This window comes from Rhodococcus sp. BP-332 (assembly GCF_019836065.1).
Lineage (GTDB): Bacteria > Actinomycetota > Actinomycetes > Mycobacteriales > Mycobacteriaceae > Rhodococcoides.
The window spans coordinates 77,659-93,714 of record NZ_JABUEC010000005.1 but is presented as its reverse complement, the minus strand read 5'-3'; the positions used below and the strand labels follow the sequence as shown (position 1 = coordinate 93,714).

Sequence of the window (16,056 nt, the reverse complement as noted above, 5' to 3'; positions counted from 1 at the left end):
CGCCGGTCCACATCAGTGACATCCGACGAGAGGACGAGCCCATGATCGACCACGTACTGACCGTCGTACCCGTGCGCGACATCGATGTCGCACGCGAGTGGTACACGCGCCTGCTGGGACGCGAACCCGACAACAACCCCATGCCGGGTCTGATCGAGTGGCAGATCGTGCCGGGGGCGTGGATGCAGGTGTTCCTCGATGCCGACCGGGCCGGCCGGACGCGGTCGAACCTCGCCGTCGACGACCTCGACGCTCACACCACCGAGCTCGCGGGCCGCGGACTCGCCGTCGGCGACACCACGGACGCCACCAACGGAGTTCGGCTCGCGCCGATCACCGATCCCGACGGCAACGTCATCACCCTGATAGGCGGTTTCCGGACGGTGTACTGACCGACCCGACGATCGGGACGAATGTGTGCAGCCGAGTCACACGATGCGATCGAAAGTCAGAGTCATCCACGGTGCCCACGCCCCGTCGTCCACACGTTCCCACTCGGCACGCATTCGTCCGGTACCGGCGCGGAGGTCCAGCCGGCTCCGCACGCCGTCGCCCTCGAGCAGAAGTGTGGTGTCGTCCTGCAAGGTCAACCGCATGAGCGTCGGTTGCGCGGCGCTGTCGAACGCGTACATGGCCCACCCACCCGAAGAGTGCTCTCCACCGATCAGCTCATGTGCGACGACGTGGTCGGTGCCCATGACGACGTCGACGTCGTGGGCGATCCAGGATTCGCCAGGCAGTCTTCGATAGGTGTCCGTGCCGACGACGGTGACACCGTCTCCGACAACTCGCCCGTTCGTGTTCCAGGTCCCCAGAATGGGGAGCAACGGTCCGAGTGCATTCACGATCGATCCTCTCGTTCCGACGAGCTGTTCTCACGTACGTACTGCCCCGGCGTCACCCCGGCAACGCCGCGAAAGTCCCGGATGAGGTGCGCCTGGTCTGCGTAGCCGAGGCATACCGCGATGTCGGAGACATCGACACCAGGAATGGACAGTTGTCGCACGACCTCCTGCAGCCGGATACGGCGAGCCACCGCTTTCGGTCCCATACCCAGCGTGGACTGCAGGGCCCGTTGCACGGCTCTCTCACTCGCACCCACTTCGGCTGCCAGCCGCGAGCCGGTTCGGGAACGCACCGTCCGCGACAGCGTGTCCACCACAGCGTTGGCCAGAAGATGCTCGTGCGAGGGCGGTGTGGTGGCCCGGGCCTCCGCGATCACCTCATCGGCGCGCGCCGCGGGATCCTCAGCTTGTGCGATCTCGGTCATCATGTCGAAGAGAGTCGCGTCCATACCGCGCTCGAGTGGCGTCTGTGCAGACAATTTCGACGGCGTGAGGCTCGATATCGCGGCCAGACCCGCGGGCCGCAAACGAATCGCGAACACCGTTCCGGCGCCTCGGATCGTGCGCACCCACGCGGATCGCTGCACGCCGGTGACCATGACCGGAGCCGGGACATCACCCGACTCGATGCTCACCGTGACGGCCGGGAATTCCAGTATCCTTTGCGTGACTTGCTCGTTCGAAGCCAAGTTCCACTCGACAGCCCAGTATGTGTCCACCACGTCCGCGATCGACCCGGCCGGTGGCGACCACCGTGCTGCGAACCGTTCGAGATTCGACGGCACCAGAACGCCCGACCTTTCCGTCACGTCGATCGGCCGTTCGCCCATGTCGTAATTGTGCAATACGACCGCCTCGAACGACGGACATCATGTACTCATGACCACCAACTACCGCAACGTCTTCATCGGAGTGGCGCCCGACTGCCCTGCCACCTCGGGCGAGAAACCACCGACGAAGAACGACAAGCCGACCATTGCCGAACTGCAGTACAGAATGATCGCCGACGCCCCCTACACACTCACATCGGACGACGTGTTGTACGCCGTACACGTGGAGCGGTCCGGGCTCGAACAGACCCGCCCCACAACTGATCGTGTGAGCTTCTTCGCCGCCGATCGGGCATGCTTGCGCGCGTCTCCGTTGGGGAAACGGTACGGCTGGGGCATTCACCACGACGAGAACGAACGTGTCGCGCTCCTCGCCGTCGGCACCGCGGAATACGACGCGCTCAGCTCGGACCCCCGCATCACGCAGAAGAGCGCGATGCGGTCCCGGCGGTGACGCGATGAGTTCCGGCCACCCGCCGGGTCGATACGACTGACAGCCCACCTATTCGAGGATTGGCAGCGATGGCGACGATCACCGCGTTTCAGAGCATCAGCACCGGTGGAGTCATACAGGGCCTCGGACGGCCCGACGAGGACGACCGAGGAGGGTTCGTCCACGGCGGTTGGGGCCAGGGATACCAGGACGAGATCTCCATGTCGTTCGCGGCGGATGGCATGAGCGACGAGGGTGCGCTTCTGTTCGGCCGGAGGACGTACGAGGATCTACTCGGCTTCTGGACAACGACGTCCGAGCCGAATCCCTTCACCGATGTGCTGGTCCGAACGACGAAATACGTCGTGTCGAGGTCCACCGACACCACTCTCGAGTTTCCCGACTCCCACCTCGTCGCCGGTGACGCGGTGGACGAGGTGCGCAGACTCAAAGAACGCACGAGCGTGCCGCTGACCATCATGGGAAGCGGCGAGCTGGTGCGTAGCCTGCACGCGGCGAACCTGATCGACGAGTACGTGCTGCAGATTCATCCGATCGTGTTGGGATCGGGCACGCAACTGTTCGGGACGGCCGACCGGGTCGATCTCGAGCTGGTCAGGTCCGTTCCGACGACCACGGGTGTGATCATCGCTCACTACGTGGCCCGTCGATGACGCGGCAGGGAGCGTGGGTCTGATGCCGCATGTCCGTTCCGCCGACGGCACACCGATCTCCTGTGACCGCCTGAGCACTCACGGGCCGGCGGTGGTGCTCGTCGGGGGCGGTCTGGACGACGGCGCCGAGAACCACCCGCTGGGCACGCACCTGGCCGATCACTTCGCGGTGGTGAACTACCAGCGCCGCGGCAGAGGTGACAGCGGTGACGCTCCGTCGTATTCCGTGGGGCGGGAGGTCGAGGATCTCGCGGCCGTGATCGACACTGCCGGAGGGCACGCGCATCTGTTCGGTGCGTCGTCCGGAGGTGCGTTGGCGCTGGAAGCCGCCGCAGCAGGGCTTCCCGTCGACCGCGTCGCCGTTCACGAGGTGCCGTACCAGGTGGAGGCCCCGATGATCTCCGCCTGGCATACGTACAGGCGTGAGCTCGAGTCAGCACTCGACGCCGACGACCCCGACCTCGTACTGCGCCTGTTCATGCGACTCGCCGGATCCTCGGAGGACGACATCGCGGGCGCCGAGGCCTCCCCTGTGTGGTCTGCATTGCGTGAGCTCGCGCCGACACTGCGATACGACGCGGAATGCCTCGGCGACGGACCTCCGCCAGTCCACCGTCTCGCCCTCGTTCGGCAACCGGTACTGCTGACGACGACTGTCGGCATCGACCCACAGATGGCCGGACTGCCCGTCGACTTCTTCGGAGGGGCGGCCGACGCCGCAGCCGACGCTCTGCCCGATGCCCGACGGGTCACCCTCGAGGTCGGTGGACATGTGGCAGATGCCGAAGCGCTTGCCCGAGTCCTCCGTCGGTTCTTCACGGAGTGAACCAACTCGCCACGCGGGCGAGACGTTCGGATCAGCTCGAGCACAACGGGTGACCGCGGGACAGCTCGTACGCCAGTGTCGGAGTACATGACTGCCCTCACCGACTCGGCCTCGTTCGAACCCGATGCCGACCGGCGCAAGCGCCTTCGCACGGTCGTGGCGTCGAGCCTCCTCGGCACCACCGTCGAGTGGTACGACTTCTTCCTCTACGCCACGGCGGCGAGTGTGGTGTTCAATCGCCTGTTCTTCCCGGATCAGTCGTCCTTCGTCGGCACCATGCTGTCTTTCGCCACCTTCGCCGTCGGATTCGTGGTGCGCCCCATCGGTGGAGTCGTCTTCGGATACTTCGGAGACCGTATCGGCCGCAAGAAGACACTGGCGTTGTCGATGCTGATCATGGGTGTGGCGACCACCCTGATGGGCGTCCTGCCGACGACCGAGGACGTCGGTCTGCTGGCTCCGATTCTGTTGTTGCTGTTGCGCATCGCACAGGGTTTCGCTCTCGGCGGCGAGTGGGCCGGTGCCGTGCTTCTGGCCGTCGAGCACAGCCCGGCGCGTCGGCGTGGATTGTTCGGAAGCATCCCGCAGGTGGGTCTCGCGCTCGGCCTCGCGTTGGGCACCGGAATGTTCGCCCTGCTGCAGGTGATCTTCGACGAAGAGCAATTCCTCTCCTACGGCTGGCGCATCGCGTTCCTCGTCAGTCTCGTTCTGGTGATCGTCGGTCTGGTCGTGCGCCTGAAGGTGGAGGAGACGCCGGCGTTCCGCGAGGTGTCGGAACTCCAGCAGCGATCGAGCGCACCGATCAAGGAGGTGTTCGCACGGCGCCATGCGCGAAGCACCGTCCTCGGACTGCTGTCGCGATGGGGTGAGGGTGCCGCCTTCAACACGTGGGGTGTCTTCGCCATCACCTACGCGACAACACAACTGAAGTTCGACAAGGTCTCGGTCCTGCTCGTGGTCACCGTGGCGGCAGTGGTGATGGCGGTGCTCATCCCGGTGTCCGGGGTGCTCGTGGACAGGGTGGGCGTCAAGCGTGTGTACATCACCGGCATCGCGGCCTTTGGGCTGGCCGTGTTTCCCGTGTTCGCCCTCTTCGACACGGGCAGCCTGTGGCTCTTCGGACTCGGACTAGTCCTGGTGTTCGGCATCGTTCACGCCACCTTCTACGGAGCACAGGGCACGCTGTACGCGAGCCTGTATCCGACCGAGATCCGCTACACCGGCCTGTCCGTGGTCTACCAGTTCTCCGGCATCTACGCCTCCGGCGTGACACCACTGATTCTCACCGCACTGATCGCTGCGGCGAGCGGGTCACCCTGGCTCGCGTGCGGCTTCCTCGTCGGCACCTCGGTGGTCAGTGTCGTCGCCACGGCGCTGATTCGCGACGACGATCTGCATCTGTCACACCCGCGCTCCGACACGGAGACAGCGAGCGCACTGACGTAGACCCGTCAGATGCCGCCGACCGCCTCGGCCGGTGATGCACGGAGCTCCAACACGGCGGTGGTCTGCTCGGCATCGACGGGTCTGCCGAGCAGGAACCCCTGCGCCAGATCGCATCCCGTCTCGGCGAGTGCATCGAGTTGCGCCCGGGTCTCGACACCTTCCCCCACGACGGTCATCTCGTACGCCTTGGCCAGTGCGACGATGGCCGACACGACCGCCCGCCCCCGCCTGGTCTCGACAGCGTCGATGTACCCCTTGTCGATCTTGAAGCACTCGAACACCGAGAACCGCTCGAGGTAGGCGAGACTGCTGTGGCCCGCGCCGACATCGTCGAGGACCAGGGCGACGCCCATCTCGTTCACCGCTGCGACGTTTCGAGCGACGCGACCGGTGTCGGCGAGCCACACCGTCTCGGTCACCTCCAGTCCCAGAGCCTGTGGCGGCAGACCTGTCTCCCGAAGCACCGACGACACCCGCTCGGGGAACGCAGGGTCTCGCAACTGGAGCGCGCTGACGTTCACCCGCACGGTGATCGAGAAGTCCCTGCGCCATCTCGCCGCCTGGCGGCACGCAGTGCGTAGCGCCCAATCCCCCAGTACCGCAGCCAGACCGGTGCGCTCGGCCACCGCTACGAACTCGGACGGCTCGATCTGCCCGAGCGTCGGGTGATTCCAGCGTGCGAGTGCTTCGACGGACACCACCTCCCCTGTCGCGATGTGCACCAAGGGTTGGTACGCGAGGGTCAACTCGTCCTCGGCCAGGGCAGCCCGCAGGTCGACCGACAGGGAGCGGACGCGGTCGGCGTCGTAGTGATCGTCCTCGGCGTCGAAGACGGCATGCGCTCCGCCGCCGCCGTCCTTGGCGCGGTGCAGCGCCAGATCGACGCGCCGTAGCAACTCCCGCACCGTGACGCCGGGCTCGGACACCGCGATACCTATCGAGGCACTCATCGGAATGGGGGCATCGGCCGCGGACGGCGGCGCGGCCAGCGCAGCGGTGACACGGAACGCGAGATCCTCGGCGTTCCGGGCGTCGTCGAAGCCCCCGCAGACGACGAGAAACTCGTCACCTCCGAAGCGATACACCGCGTCCCGCGTTCGGACCGCAGCGACGAGACGCTCGGCGAACCGGACCAACGCGCGGTCGCCGGTGTCGTGTCCGAGGCTGTCGTTGATGATCGCGAAATCGTCGACGTCGAGGAGGAGCAACGCCACCTCGTCGCCCTGCGCACGCGCGCGAGTCAACGCATCGCCCACCGCCGAGTAGGCCCGCGTGCGGTCCGGAAGTCCCGTGAGTGGATCGTGATCGGTCTGTTCCCGGAGAAGCCGCGAGAGGTCGACGCGTTCGAGCGCTGCGGAGAACACTCCGGCCACCGCCGACAGGAACGCGATGTCCGTGTCGTCGAACAGATTCGGTTCCGCCCCGAACACGATCAGCGCGCCCCACACCCCGGCGCTCGTCGTGATCGGCACAGCGGCGCCGCTGCGAAAGCCGACCGACGACATGGTGGACGTGTCGAACCGTGTCTCTGTCTCGCCGTCCGAGCAGACGGTCAATCGACCGTGCGCCAGAGCGAATCCGGCCAGGGAGCCGGCGCCGGACCGCACCTCGACATCGGTGCGCAGCACATGGGTGACCGCGTCGATGCGCAGAAACGGATCCTCCGGACTCTCGTGCCGAGCGAGCGCCGCGGACGCCACCCCCACCAGGGTCGCCGCGGTGGAAGTCGCTGCGGCGGACACCTCGTCCAGGTCGGCGGAGACGGCGAGCCCACTGAGCCTGGCGAGCGCGGTCTGCGCCAGCGCGAAGCGTCGGGATGCACGAACGTCCGCGAGGACACGGGCGGGGATCGTCACCATCACTCCGTTCGGCGTCTGTGAGTCGATGGTCGGTTCGACCACGGGCACACGTCACGAGCGACAAACCCCGACATTCACGGCTTATGACCCGTCCAGCATCGCACGTCGATCGTTCCGTGGCCGTGCGAACGCCGACGGAGCCGAATGCACTCGTGTCAGGGGGCGGTCGGATAGTGACCGTCGGGTGCGTTGCTGACCACCAGGCTGCGACCCCGAAGGTCGTCGGGGAGCATGTCACGCCATCGCAGCGCCTCGTCGAGGTCGGTACTGGTCCACAGAGCCGACACCAGTTCGTCACGTCCCGTCGCGCGCGGCGATCGCAGTTCCACCGTGTACACGTACGGCAACGGATGGGGGCCGGTCATCGATGGTTCCCAGTCCGCGCGGTCGACTATCCGGCCGTCCGGACCCTCGATGTACTGCACCCGTGCTCCCCAGGCCGCGCAGTACGCGCGAGCCGTCCGCACCGCCGACGACACGTCGGCCGCTGCCCGCACCACCACGGTGTCGCGGTCGTCGATCAACCACACCAGGAACCGACTCGAGGGTTCGATGTCGGACGTGCCCATCACCTCGAGGAAGTCACACGAGCGCGGCGTCGGTTGAGTGCGATGAACCATGAAACACATTCGCACACGATCGCCGATCGGGATGCGTGCTCTTCCTCACCACGCGTGGTGAGGGTCCGGCGCCCCGGTAGTCAGTCCGGGAACCCGACTCCGGCGAGCTCGGTCGACAGTTCCCAGACCCGTCGCGCCTCCGCACGATCGCGCAGCCGCGAGTACAGCTTCTGCGGTCCGGGACGCCCACCGAGGTGCCCGGGTCCCGCCGGCCCGTGGAAACTTCCGGACGTCATATCGACGGCGGTCGCCGCGTACAGAGCCGGCAGCGCAGCGGTCTCGGTGGTGCCGACCAGTATTCCGCGACGGGACAGGGCCGCGATCACGCGACGGCTCGTGGTCTGCGAGGTCCGGTCGAGCTCGGGTCGCGCGGCGAGCAGACCTGTCGGCGCGATTCCGGGGTGCGACAGATGACTCGAGATACCCCAGCCACGCTGCGCGCTGAGCCGTCCCAGTTCGAGGCCGAACAGTCCGAAGGCGATCTTCGACTGGCTGTAGGCGCGCATTCCGTCGTACGACCGTTCCCAGTTCAGGTCGTCCCAGTTGATCGATCCGCTGTTCGCGGCAATGCTGATCTGTGAGACGACGCGGGCGCGCCCTGCTCGCAGCAGGGGAAGCAGACGGCCCACGAGCGCGACGTGGCCGAGGTGGTTCGTGCCGAACTGCAGCTCGAATCCGTCCGACGTCGTCCGTCGCGACGGTGGAGTCATCACGCCGGCATTGTTCACGAGGATGCCGATCGGTCTGCCCTCCGACGACAGCGTGTCCGCGAGTGCGGACACGGAGTCGAGCGACGAGAGATCGAGGCGCCGGAGTGAGACGTCGGCGCTGGGATGAGCCTGCCTGATCGCGTCGATCGCCGCCTCCCCCTTGCTCTGCGAGCGAACGGGCAGGACCACCTCCGCCCCTGCTGCCGCGAGGCGACGGGAGAGGACGAGGCCGATGCCGTCACTGCCGCCGGTGACGACAGCTCGGATACCGGAGAGATCGGGGACGGCGATGTCGATGGTGTGTCTCATGGGTCGCTCCTGATGGGTGTGAGGTGTCGTGTCGACGACGTGTGACCTCACCGTGCCGGGGTCCTCCCCCGACAACCAGGACTCGTCGATCCCCCGATGGCGGGTCACCCCTTGCGAGTGAGAGGGGGATCGACAGACCCTGGTCGGCGCACGCGCCACGCGATAGGAAGATGCAATGGAGATCGACAGAGCAGGGCTGGCCCAGTTTCTCCGGGGTCGCCGCAGCGCACTGCAACCCGAGGACGTGGGTCTTCCACGAGGGCTGCGACGTCGGACCGACGGGTTGAGGCGCGAAGAGGTCGCGGCACTGAGCCACATGTCGACCGACTACTACGCCCGTATCGAGCGGGAGCGAGGACCCCAACCGTCCGAACAGATGGTCGCCTCGATCGCACAGGGACTGCATCTCTCGCTACCCGAACGCGACCACTTGTTCCGGCTCGCCGGCCACACCCCACCGACACGCGGGGCCGTCGGCGATCACATCGGTCCGGGCCTGCTGCGCATATTCGACCGACTGCACGACACTCCCGCCGAGATCGTCACAGAGTTGGGAGAGACGCTGCGGCAGACGGCACTCGGTGTCGCGCTCACCGGTGATCAGTCCGGCCGGACCGGGCCCTCACGCAGCATCGGGTATCGGTGGTTCGCCGACCCGGCGAGCAGGAACCTGTACGCCCCCGAGGATCACGCGCACCTCACCCGAACATGGGTGTCCGGCCTACGCGAGGTCGCCACTCTTCGCGGACCCGACTCGCGCGCTGCGCGTCTCGCGGCGACGCTGCTTCAGGAGAGCGACGAGTTCCGCACCGTCTGGGAGCGGCACGAAGTGGGAGTGCGGCCGGCCGAGACGAAGCGATTCGTCCACCCGGATCTCGGCCGCCTCGAACTGTCCTGCCAGACGCTCGTCGATCCGCTGCAGTCCCATTTCCTTCTGGTCTACACCGCAGTTCCCGGCAGCCCGAGTCACGAGAAGCTTCAGCTGCTCCCCGCACTGGGAACACGAACGTCCACGACACCGGGCCCGTGACGAACACACAGTCACGTCGAGGAATCGATGCCATCAGCCGAACGACCGCCTGCTCACAACTCGATCCGCCCGGTGCGGTCGTGGAACTCCCCCGTGGGTCCGTCGCTGCCGAGCAGGGCCAGGCGAACGGTGGCGTCGGTTCCCTCCGCGACAGTCTGATGCCCGGTGTTCCCGTTGAGGTCGGTGGCCGTGTAGCCGGGGTCGGAGGCGTTGATTCGTATCTCGGGGAGGTTCTTGGCGTACTGCACGGTGAGAGTGATGACGGCCGCCTTCGAGGCGGCGTACGGGATGGCGGCGACAGGGAACTCGTCCCGGCCGGGATCCTGGAGGAATCGGCCCATTCCCGCACCCGAGGCCACGTTGACGATCACCGGATTCGACGACTGCCGCAGCAGCGGCAGCGCTGCTTGCGTCACCCGGACGATGCCGACGACGTTGGTGTCGAGGGTGTCCGCCATGGAGTCGGCGTCCAGGTCGTCGACACCGCCGCCGTGTCCGATGACGCCGGCGTTGTTGATCAGGACGTCCAGTCGGGGAAGTGACGACACCGCCGCGGTGACCGAGTCGGTGTCCGTCACGTCCAGCCGTACCACGTGTGCACCGAGTGCGCGGACGTCGTCTGCCCTGCCGGGGTCGCGGACGCCGGCGTACACGTCGACACCGGAGTCGACGAGTCGTCGCGCCGTCTCGAGTCCGAGGCCCTTGTTCGCTCCCGTGATGAGTGCTGTTGTCATGTCTCGATCCTGTGGCCCGGTGGCGTGCAGGTCCAGGTACTGCCGGTACCACCCGCGCTCCGGCGACGCGGTGCACGATGGTGTGCATGAGTGAACTGTCGACGGTGCTCCGGGCTTGGCGGGACCGGACTCGACCGGAGGAGGTCGGCCTGCCCGCCGTCCCCGGCAGACGAGCACCCGGACTGCGCCGTGAGGAACTCGCCACGTTGGCGTCCATCAGCGTCGACTACATCGTCCGCCTCGAGCAGGGGCGGGCGCGGCACCCGTCGGCGCAGACCATCGCCGCGTTGGCGCGAGCGCTGCGACTGAACGACGAGGAAGTGGATCACCTGTATCGAGTGGCCGGACTGGCATCACCGAACGGGCGCCTCGTCCCGCACCACATCGGGCCCGGCGTGCGGCGCATGGTCGACCGCCTGGACGACGTGCCACTGGCGGTCTTCACGGCAGCGTGGGACATCGTCCATCACAACGGCCTCTGGGCAGCCATCAGCGGGGACCCCGCACTGCGACACGGTGTCGACCGCAATGTGGTGTGGCGCCATTTCACCGACGACTTCACCGGCGTCGGGTACGACGACCGCCATCACGAGGAATTCGGCGAGGACCTCGTCGCCGATCTTCGAGCGGCACACGCCCGCTATCCCGACGACCCGTATCTGACCACCCTCGTCACCCGACTCCGGGCGAGGAGTGCGGACTTCGACGCTCGCTGGGGTCGCGCCACCATGTCGGTGCACAAGGCAAGCCGCAAGGTGATGACGACGCCGGTGGGACCGATCGCCGTCGACTGCGATGTGCTCACGGCACCGGGCAGCGATCTGCGCATCGTGGTCTACACCACCGTTCCCGGCTCCGAGGACGAGCAACGTCTGGAGTTGCTGCGCGTCGTCGGCACGCAGACTCTGGTGTGAGCCGGTCGCGGGGAGCGGGTCAGGAGCGGCGAGTACCGATGCCCCGCGACACGAGATCGGCCACGAACCTCTGTGTCAGCGCGTCCGATTCCGCCCCGACCATCACGACGACCGCCCTCGTCAGTGGAGGTGTCATCGACTTGACGATCCCGGCGAAGCGAGCGGGAACGGCGGTGGCCGGCACGAGCGCGACCCCCAACCCTGCGTGAGCGAGTTGTGCTGCCGTCGTGGCATGTCGAGTGTGCGTGACAGCGTCGAGCTGGACTCCGTGCGTCGCAGCCACGGTGTCGAACCATCCACGAAGGCCGTTCGACGGGTGGTAGTGCACGATCGGCCTGCCGGCGAGGTTCGGCCAGGAGACGGCGTCCTCGTCGGCGAGATCGAGACCTTCCGGAATCACGACCAGGATCTCCTCGGTCCCGATCTCGGTCATCGCTGCGGACCCGCGCGACGGCGCCGGCCCCACTGCGATGTCGAGGTCGCCGTCCGTGATCGCCGTCGCCATCGCGTCGGCGCTGGTGTACTCGGTCAGATCCAGACCGATGTCCGGGTGCTTCCGGGTCCAGGTGCGCAACGTCGGTGCCAGGGTCTGGACGGTCATGCTCTCCGCACACCCCAGGCGTAGCCGGCCCGCATCACCCTGTGCCGCAGCGTGTCCGGTTCGCAGAACGCGCTCGGCCGCTGCCAACGCGATCCGCGCATCGACGAGAACGGCACGGCCGATGGGCGTGGGACGCACGCCTCGCGGAAGCCGCTCCAGCACAGGACTCCCGATCTCCGTCTCCAACGACGCGAGGTGATGGGAGAGCGCGGGTTGCGACAGATGCAGCTGGGCTGCTCCCGCGGTGACAGAGCCGGCGTCGACGACGGCCACGAAGCATTCCAGGGCTCGCAGAGTCGGCACCGATGGAGCGTATGTCAGCGGCGCACGCTCACGTCGGGGCGATCGTGCGACTCGTCGTCGTCGGTATGCGACGGGAGGGGATGCGAGGGGAGAAAGACCAGCGTCAGCACACCCGCCACGGCGGTGACCATCCCGGCGACGAGACTGCCGGTGGTGAAGCCGTCGACGAAGCGTTCGCGTGCGAGATCGGACAGTTGCGACCCGAGCAGTGCCCCGGTGGCACCCAGCGAGTCCGCCGCCTGGCGTGCGGCTTCGAGCGCGGCGCCCACCGACTCCTGCGCGGGTTCCATCAGGACGGTGGGCAATTCGGTCGTGTCCAGCCCGTCCCGGTACACCGACAGTGCGACCGACCCGATCACGGCGACACCCAGTGTTCCGCCGAGCTCGCGGGTGGCATCGTTGACCGCTGATCCCATCCCGGCCTTGTCGGTCGGAACGACTCCCATGATCGCCTCCGTCGCAGGGGCACTCGTCAGACCCAGGCCCGCGCCCAGCAGCACCATCTGACCCGCGATCTGCAGGTAGGACGTGCCCGTGTCGATCTGCGAGATCCACAGGAACGCAGCCGTCAACGATGCCAGGCCGGCGGCCACCACGATCTTGGAACCGACCAGTACCGCCAGGCGAGGACCCACCAGCGAGAACACTGCCAGCGATCCCGCGACGGGCAGCATGCGCACGCCGGTATCGAGGGCACCGAAGCCGCGCACGGACTGGAAGTACTGGGTGACGAGGAAAATGAACCCGAACAGCGCGAAGAACGCACTGGTGACCGCCCCACTGGCAGCCGTGAAGCGCATGTTCGTGAACAGCCGCACGTCCAGCATCGGGTGGCGAGCGCGCGACTCCCGGAGACGTTCCTGCGCGACTACGGCATCGACATCACCGGAAAACTGTGCGTCGACCGCATCGCAGGAGGCCGGTCCAACCTCACCTACCGCGCCCACGACGACACCACATCCTGGATCGTGCGGCGCCCCCCGGTCAGCGGACTGACCCCCTCCGCCCACGACATGGCCCGCGAGTGGACCGTCACCCGCGCCCTGGCCGGCACCGACGTCCCCGTCGCCACCGCTGTCGCCTTCGACGCCGACGGCGCCACCCTCGGAGCGCCGATGACCGTCGTCGAGTTCGTCCCCGGACAGGTCGTGCGCACCCGCACCGACCTCGACGCCCTCACCGACGACGACATCGCCGCCAACACCAGCGAACTCGTCCGTGTCCTCGCCGCGCTGCACGCCGTCGACCACCACGAGGTCGGACTCGCCGACTTCGGCAGACCCGACGGATTCACCGCCCGACAGGTCGCCACCTGGGGACGGCAATGGCACCGCGTCAAGACCCGCGACCTCAACGACATCGACCGACTCCACCGGGCCCTCACCGACGCCGTCCCCACCCACTGCGCCGCCGCCATCGTGCACGGCGACTACCGCGTCGACAACACCATCCTCACCCACGGCGAACCCGGAACCGTTGCCGCACTCGTCGACTGGGAGATGTCCACCCTCGGCGACCCCCTCACCGACATCGCCCTCATGTGCGCCTACCGGCAACCCATGTTCGACACCGTCCTCGGCGTCGACGCCGCCTGGACCTCCCCCCGCTACCCCGACGCCGACGACCTCGCCCAGCACTACGCCGCCGTATCCGGACGCGACCTCGCCCACTGGAACTTCTACCGCGCCCTCGCCGACTTCAAGATCGCCGTCATCGCCGAAGGCATCGCACACCGCGCCGCCACCTCCGACGACACGGACGGCACCGCCGCAGCAGCCGCCCACGCCACAGCCGAATTCGCCGCAGCCGGGCTGCGCGCGTTCTCACGGTGACCCGCAGACACCACTTCTGATCGAGAGGCCGACAGCAATGAACGACATCGAGTGCGACGTACTGGTCATCGGCGGCGGGATGGCCGGTCTGACCGCCGGAGCCCGCGCCGCGTCCGCAGGCAGATCCGTCGTCGTGGTGGAGGTCGGTGCGGATGTCGGCGGATCCGCGCGCTATGCCGGATACGTCTGGACGGCACCGGATCACACCGTCATGGACGCACAGAACCCGCACGGCAACCCTGCCCTGAGGCGACTGCTGGTGGACCGGTTCCAGGACGGCGTGCAGTGGTTACGTGACACCGGTGTGGAGGTGGGCGATGCGCAGCGAATCCTGTCCTTCGGGCGAGGACACAAGTTCGACACCAACCAGTACGTCGATCTGTGCAGGCGGATCGTCCTCGAGTCCGGCGGATCGGTCCTTCTGAACACGTGCACCGAGAGCCTTACGTTCGAGAACGGCGTCGTCACCGGCGCGGTGATCCGGACCGGCACCGCGGAACCACAGGACGTGCGGGCGGCGCACACCGTGCTCGCCACGGGCGGTTTCCAAGGGTCCGCAGCGCTGCTCGAGAAGCACGTTCATCCGAATGCAGGGCGCATGCAACTGCGCTCGAACCCCCACAGCACGGGCGTGGGCCTGACACTCGCCGAGAGCGTCGGCGCTGCCGCCGGTGCGATGAACGCCGGCTTCTACGGGCACCTGATTCCCAGCGGGGTGACCCTGACGGACCCGTCCGATTTCGTCGACATGTCGCTGTACTACAGCGAACACGCGCTCCTGTTCGATCTCGACGGGACGCGCTTCGTCGACGAGACACTCGGTGATCACCTGACGACGATGGCTCTGCTCGACCGGCGCGAGGCACGCGGGCTTCTCGTGGCGGACGCTCGCGTGCACCGGGACTGGGTCCTGGCGTCGTACGTCGAGGGCGCCGTGGCCGTCGACAAGTTCGCACTGGCGAGCAAGCGCGGGGGTCGGGTCGGACGAGCAGACACGCTCGAGGAGCTCGAATACCTACCGGAGGACTGGGGATACGACGGAGCCGCCATCGCGGCCGCGATCGCCGACTTCAACGAGTCCACCACGTCGGCGGAGGGCCCTGTGCCGGGCCGAGCGCTGGATGCGAGCCCGCTGAACGAACCGCCTTACTACGTCATCGAAGCCGTCCCGGCCGTCACTTTCCCGTTTCACGGCGTCAGAGTCGACGGCGACGCCCGTGTTCTGACACCGAACGGCGAGCCGATTCCGGGCCTGCTGGCAGCCGGTTCCGACACGGGCGGCCTGTGGAACCGCGCGTACGCAGGCGGTCTGGCGGCCGCTCTGGTGCTCGGACTCGTCGCCGCGGAGACTGCCGGGTGACCCCTCGGGAAGGATGATGCCGCCGCCGCGCTGCGCGTGTCACGGCCCCTCGCGGCCGTGGAGGGTGGCGATGATGCGCTGCGCCTCCTCCACCGACGAATGCTCCCGAGTGACCGCTCCGGCCCGCAACATCGCCGACGCGACATCGACCGCCACGGCATGCCGCGCGACCAGGATGCCGATGGCCACGCTCGTGAGATCGGTTGCCTCGTCCCCGTCCACGGTCGCCAGCGCGGCGTCGCCTGCGACCACGGGCCCGATGACCCGCACCAGGTGTCCGATCAAGACGTCCGTTCCTGCCGGCAACGGCCCGCTCCACACCGAGCGCCGGTGCAGTTGCACGCACCCGAGGGGGGCGTCCACCGCGCCCAGTGGGAGCACCCTCACCCACCCGACATCCAATGCCACCAGGTCGTCGATCAGCAACGGCCACCGCGCCCCGTCGTGGCGGTCGTCCACGATGATCGTCCGGCCCACCGCACGGTCACTCGACACGAGATCGACATCCGCGCCGTGCAGGTACAGCAGGTCGGCGATCCTCTCCGCCGACGAGTCGGTGGTGTGCAGCACGCGTCGCGTATCGGGGTGACGCGGGGACGACACGACCACCGCGCCACCGTCCGCGCCGGCGACCCCGACGCACACGTCGACGAAATCCGACAACCGCTCCCCCGGGCCGAGTCGAGGCCCGTCGGACGCGGTCGCGTCACCGGGGTCGTTCATGGTCCAT

Annotated in this window: 18 protein-coding genes; 9 read left to right on the top strand and 9 right to left on the bottom strand. The window is 67.6% G+C overall.

The genetic code is table 11. The features are described 5' to 3' along the window. Window positions 1-41 precede the first annotated feature (41 nt). A complete protein-coding gene (locus tag HQ314_RS18670; protein ID WP_222646528.1) occupies window positions 42-392 on the top strand; it encodes a VOC family protein in 351 nt (116 codons plus the stop codon). A 36-nt stretch (window positions 393-428) separates the two neighbouring features. On the opposite strand, the gene HQ314_RS18665 is transcribed toward HQ314_RS18670, so the two are convergent. Together HQ314_RS18665 and HQ314_RS18660 are read right to left on the bottom strand one after the other, a co-directional pair. Further along, window positions 429-845 carry a hypothetical protein gene (locus tag HQ314_RS18665; protein ID WP_222650901.1) on the bottom strand — a complete coding sequence of 139 codons (417 nt, stop codon included), beginning with the start codon at window positions 843-845 and terminating at the stop codon, window positions 429-431. Beyond that, a complete protein-coding gene (locus HQ314_RS18660; protein WP_222650900.1) occupies window positions 842-1,675 on the bottom strand; it encodes a helix-turn-helix transcriptional regulator in 834 nt (277 codons plus the stop codon). The genes HQ314_RS18665 and HQ314_RS18660 overlap by 4 nt, the downstream gene beginning before the upstream one ends. 49 nt (window positions 1,676-1,724) lie before the next feature. Between HQ314_RS18660 and HQ314_RS18655 the strand changes: the two genes are divergently transcribed. From HQ314_RS18655 to HQ314_RS18640, 4 genes are all read left to right on the top strand, one after another. Beyond that, the gene (locus HQ314_RS18655; RefSeq protein ID WP_261781853.1) at window positions 1,725-2,129 is read left to right on the top strand and encodes a DUF6157 family protein; all 405 of its coding nucleotides are present in this window, start codon (window positions 1,725-1,727) and stop codon (window positions 2,127-2,129) included. A 68-nt stretch (window positions 2,130-2,197) separates the two neighbouring features. Continuing rightward, a complete protein-coding gene (locus HQ314_RS18650) occupies window positions 2,198-2,782 on the top strand; it encodes a dihydrofolate reductase family protein (RefSeq protein ID WP_222650899.1) in 585 nt (194 codons plus the stop codon). A 22-nt stretch (window positions 2,783-2,804) separates the two neighbouring features. Then, window positions 2,805-3,608 carry an alpha/beta fold hydrolase gene (locus tag HQ314_RS18645; protein ID WP_222650898.1) on the top strand — a complete coding sequence of 268 codons (804 nt, stop codon included), beginning with the start codon at window positions 2,805-2,807 and terminating at the stop codon, window positions 3,606-3,608. Window positions 3,609-3,695: 87 nt separating this feature from the next. Continuing rightward, window positions 3,696-5,054, top strand: coding sequence for an MFS transporter (locus HQ314_RS18640; RefSeq protein ID WP_222650897.1), 1,359 nt, complete (start codon window positions 3,696-3,698; stop codon window positions 5,052-5,054). 5 nt (window positions 5,055-5,059) lie between these two features. Here HQ314_RS18640 and HQ314_RS18635 read toward each other — a convergent pair whose 3' ends face one another. The 3 genes from HQ314_RS18635 to HQ314_RS18625 form a co-directional block, all read right to left on the bottom strand. Continuing rightward, window positions 5,060-6,955 carry a bifunctional diguanylate cyclase/phosphodiesterase gene (locus tag HQ314_RS18635; RefSeq protein WP_222650896.1) on the bottom strand — a complete coding sequence of 632 codons (1,896 nt, stop codon included), beginning with the start codon at window positions 6,953-6,955 and terminating at the stop codon, window positions 5,060-5,062. Between the two features lie 113 nt (window positions 6,956-7,068). Then, the gene (locus tag HQ314_RS18630) at window positions 7,069-7,533 is read right to left on the bottom strand and encodes a hypothetical protein (RefSeq protein WP_027504413.1); all 465 of its coding nucleotides are present in this window, start codon (window positions 7,531-7,533) and stop codon (window positions 7,069-7,071) included. Window positions 7,534-7,613: 80 nt separating this feature from the next. Further along, window positions 7,614-8,552, bottom strand: a complete 939-nt coding sequence (locus HQ314_RS18625; protein ID WP_222650895.1) for an SDR family oxidoreductase — start codon at window positions 8,550-8,552, stop codon at window positions 7,614-7,616. A 175-nt stretch (window positions 8,553-8,727) separates the two neighbouring features. Here HQ314_RS18625 and HQ314_RS18620 point away from each other — a divergent pair, with 175 nt between their 5' ends. After that, window positions 8,728-9,582 (top strand): helix-turn-helix transcriptional regulator, encoded by an 855-nt coding sequence (locus tag HQ314_RS18620; RefSeq protein ID WP_027504415.1) that lies wholly within the window; start codon window positions 8,728-8,730, stop codon window positions 9,580-9,582. Window positions 9,583-9,635: 53 nt separating this feature from the next. On the opposite strand, the gene HQ314_RS18615 is transcribed toward HQ314_RS18620, so the two are convergent. After that, entirely contained in the window at window positions 9,636-10,316 is a 681-nt protein-coding gene (locus HQ314_RS18615; protein ID WP_222650894.1) for an SDR family NAD(P)-dependent oxidoreductase, read from the bottom strand. A gap of 86 nt (window positions 10,317-10,402) precedes the next feature. Between HQ314_RS18615 and HQ314_RS18610 the strand changes: the two genes are divergently transcribed. Beyond that, the gene (locus tag HQ314_RS18610) at window positions 10,403-11,230 is read left to right on the top strand and encodes a helix-turn-helix transcriptional regulator (RefSeq protein ID WP_261781852.1); all 828 of its coding nucleotides are present in this window, start codon (window positions 10,403-10,405) and stop codon (window positions 11,228-11,230) included. A gap of 19 nt (window positions 11,231-11,249) precedes the next feature. On the opposite strand, the gene HQ314_RS18605 is transcribed toward HQ314_RS18610, so the two are convergent. Together HQ314_RS18605 and HQ314_RS18600 are read right to left on the bottom strand one after the other, a co-directional pair. Continuing rightward, entirely contained in the window at window positions 11,250-12,134 is an 885-nt protein-coding gene (locus tag HQ314_RS18605; RefSeq protein WP_222650893.1) for a LysR family transcriptional regulator, read from the bottom strand. Window positions 12,135-12,148: 14 nt separating this feature from the next. Further along, entirely contained in the window at window positions 12,149-12,952 is an 804-nt protein-coding gene (locus tag HQ314_RS18600) for an MFS transporter (protein ID WP_308119486.1), read from the bottom strand. Window positions 12,953-12,964: 12 nt separating this feature from the next. Here HQ314_RS18600 and HQ314_RS18595 point away from each other — a divergent pair, with 12 nt between their 5' ends. After that, a complete protein-coding gene (locus HQ314_RS18595) occupies window positions 12,965-13,966 on the top strand; it encodes a phosphotransferase family protein (RefSeq protein ID WP_222650891.1) in 1,002 nt (333 codons plus the stop codon). A 37-nt stretch (window positions 13,967-14,003) separates the two neighbouring features. Next, window positions 14,004-15,326 carry an FAD-binding protein gene (locus HQ314_RS18590; RefSeq protein WP_222628075.1) on the top strand — a complete coding sequence of 441 codons (1,323 nt, stop codon included), beginning with the start codon at window positions 14,004-14,006 and terminating at the stop codon, window positions 15,324-15,326. A gap of 39 nt (window positions 15,327-15,365) precedes the next feature. On the opposite strand, the gene HQ314_RS18585 is transcribed toward HQ314_RS18590, so the two are convergent. After that, window positions 15,366-16,049 carry a hypothetical protein gene (locus HQ314_RS18585; protein ID WP_222640011.1) on the bottom strand — a complete coding sequence of 228 codons (684 nt, stop codon included), beginning with the start codon at window positions 16,047-16,049 and terminating at the stop codon, window positions 15,366-15,368. Window positions 16,050-16,056: the final 7 nt, after the last annotated feature.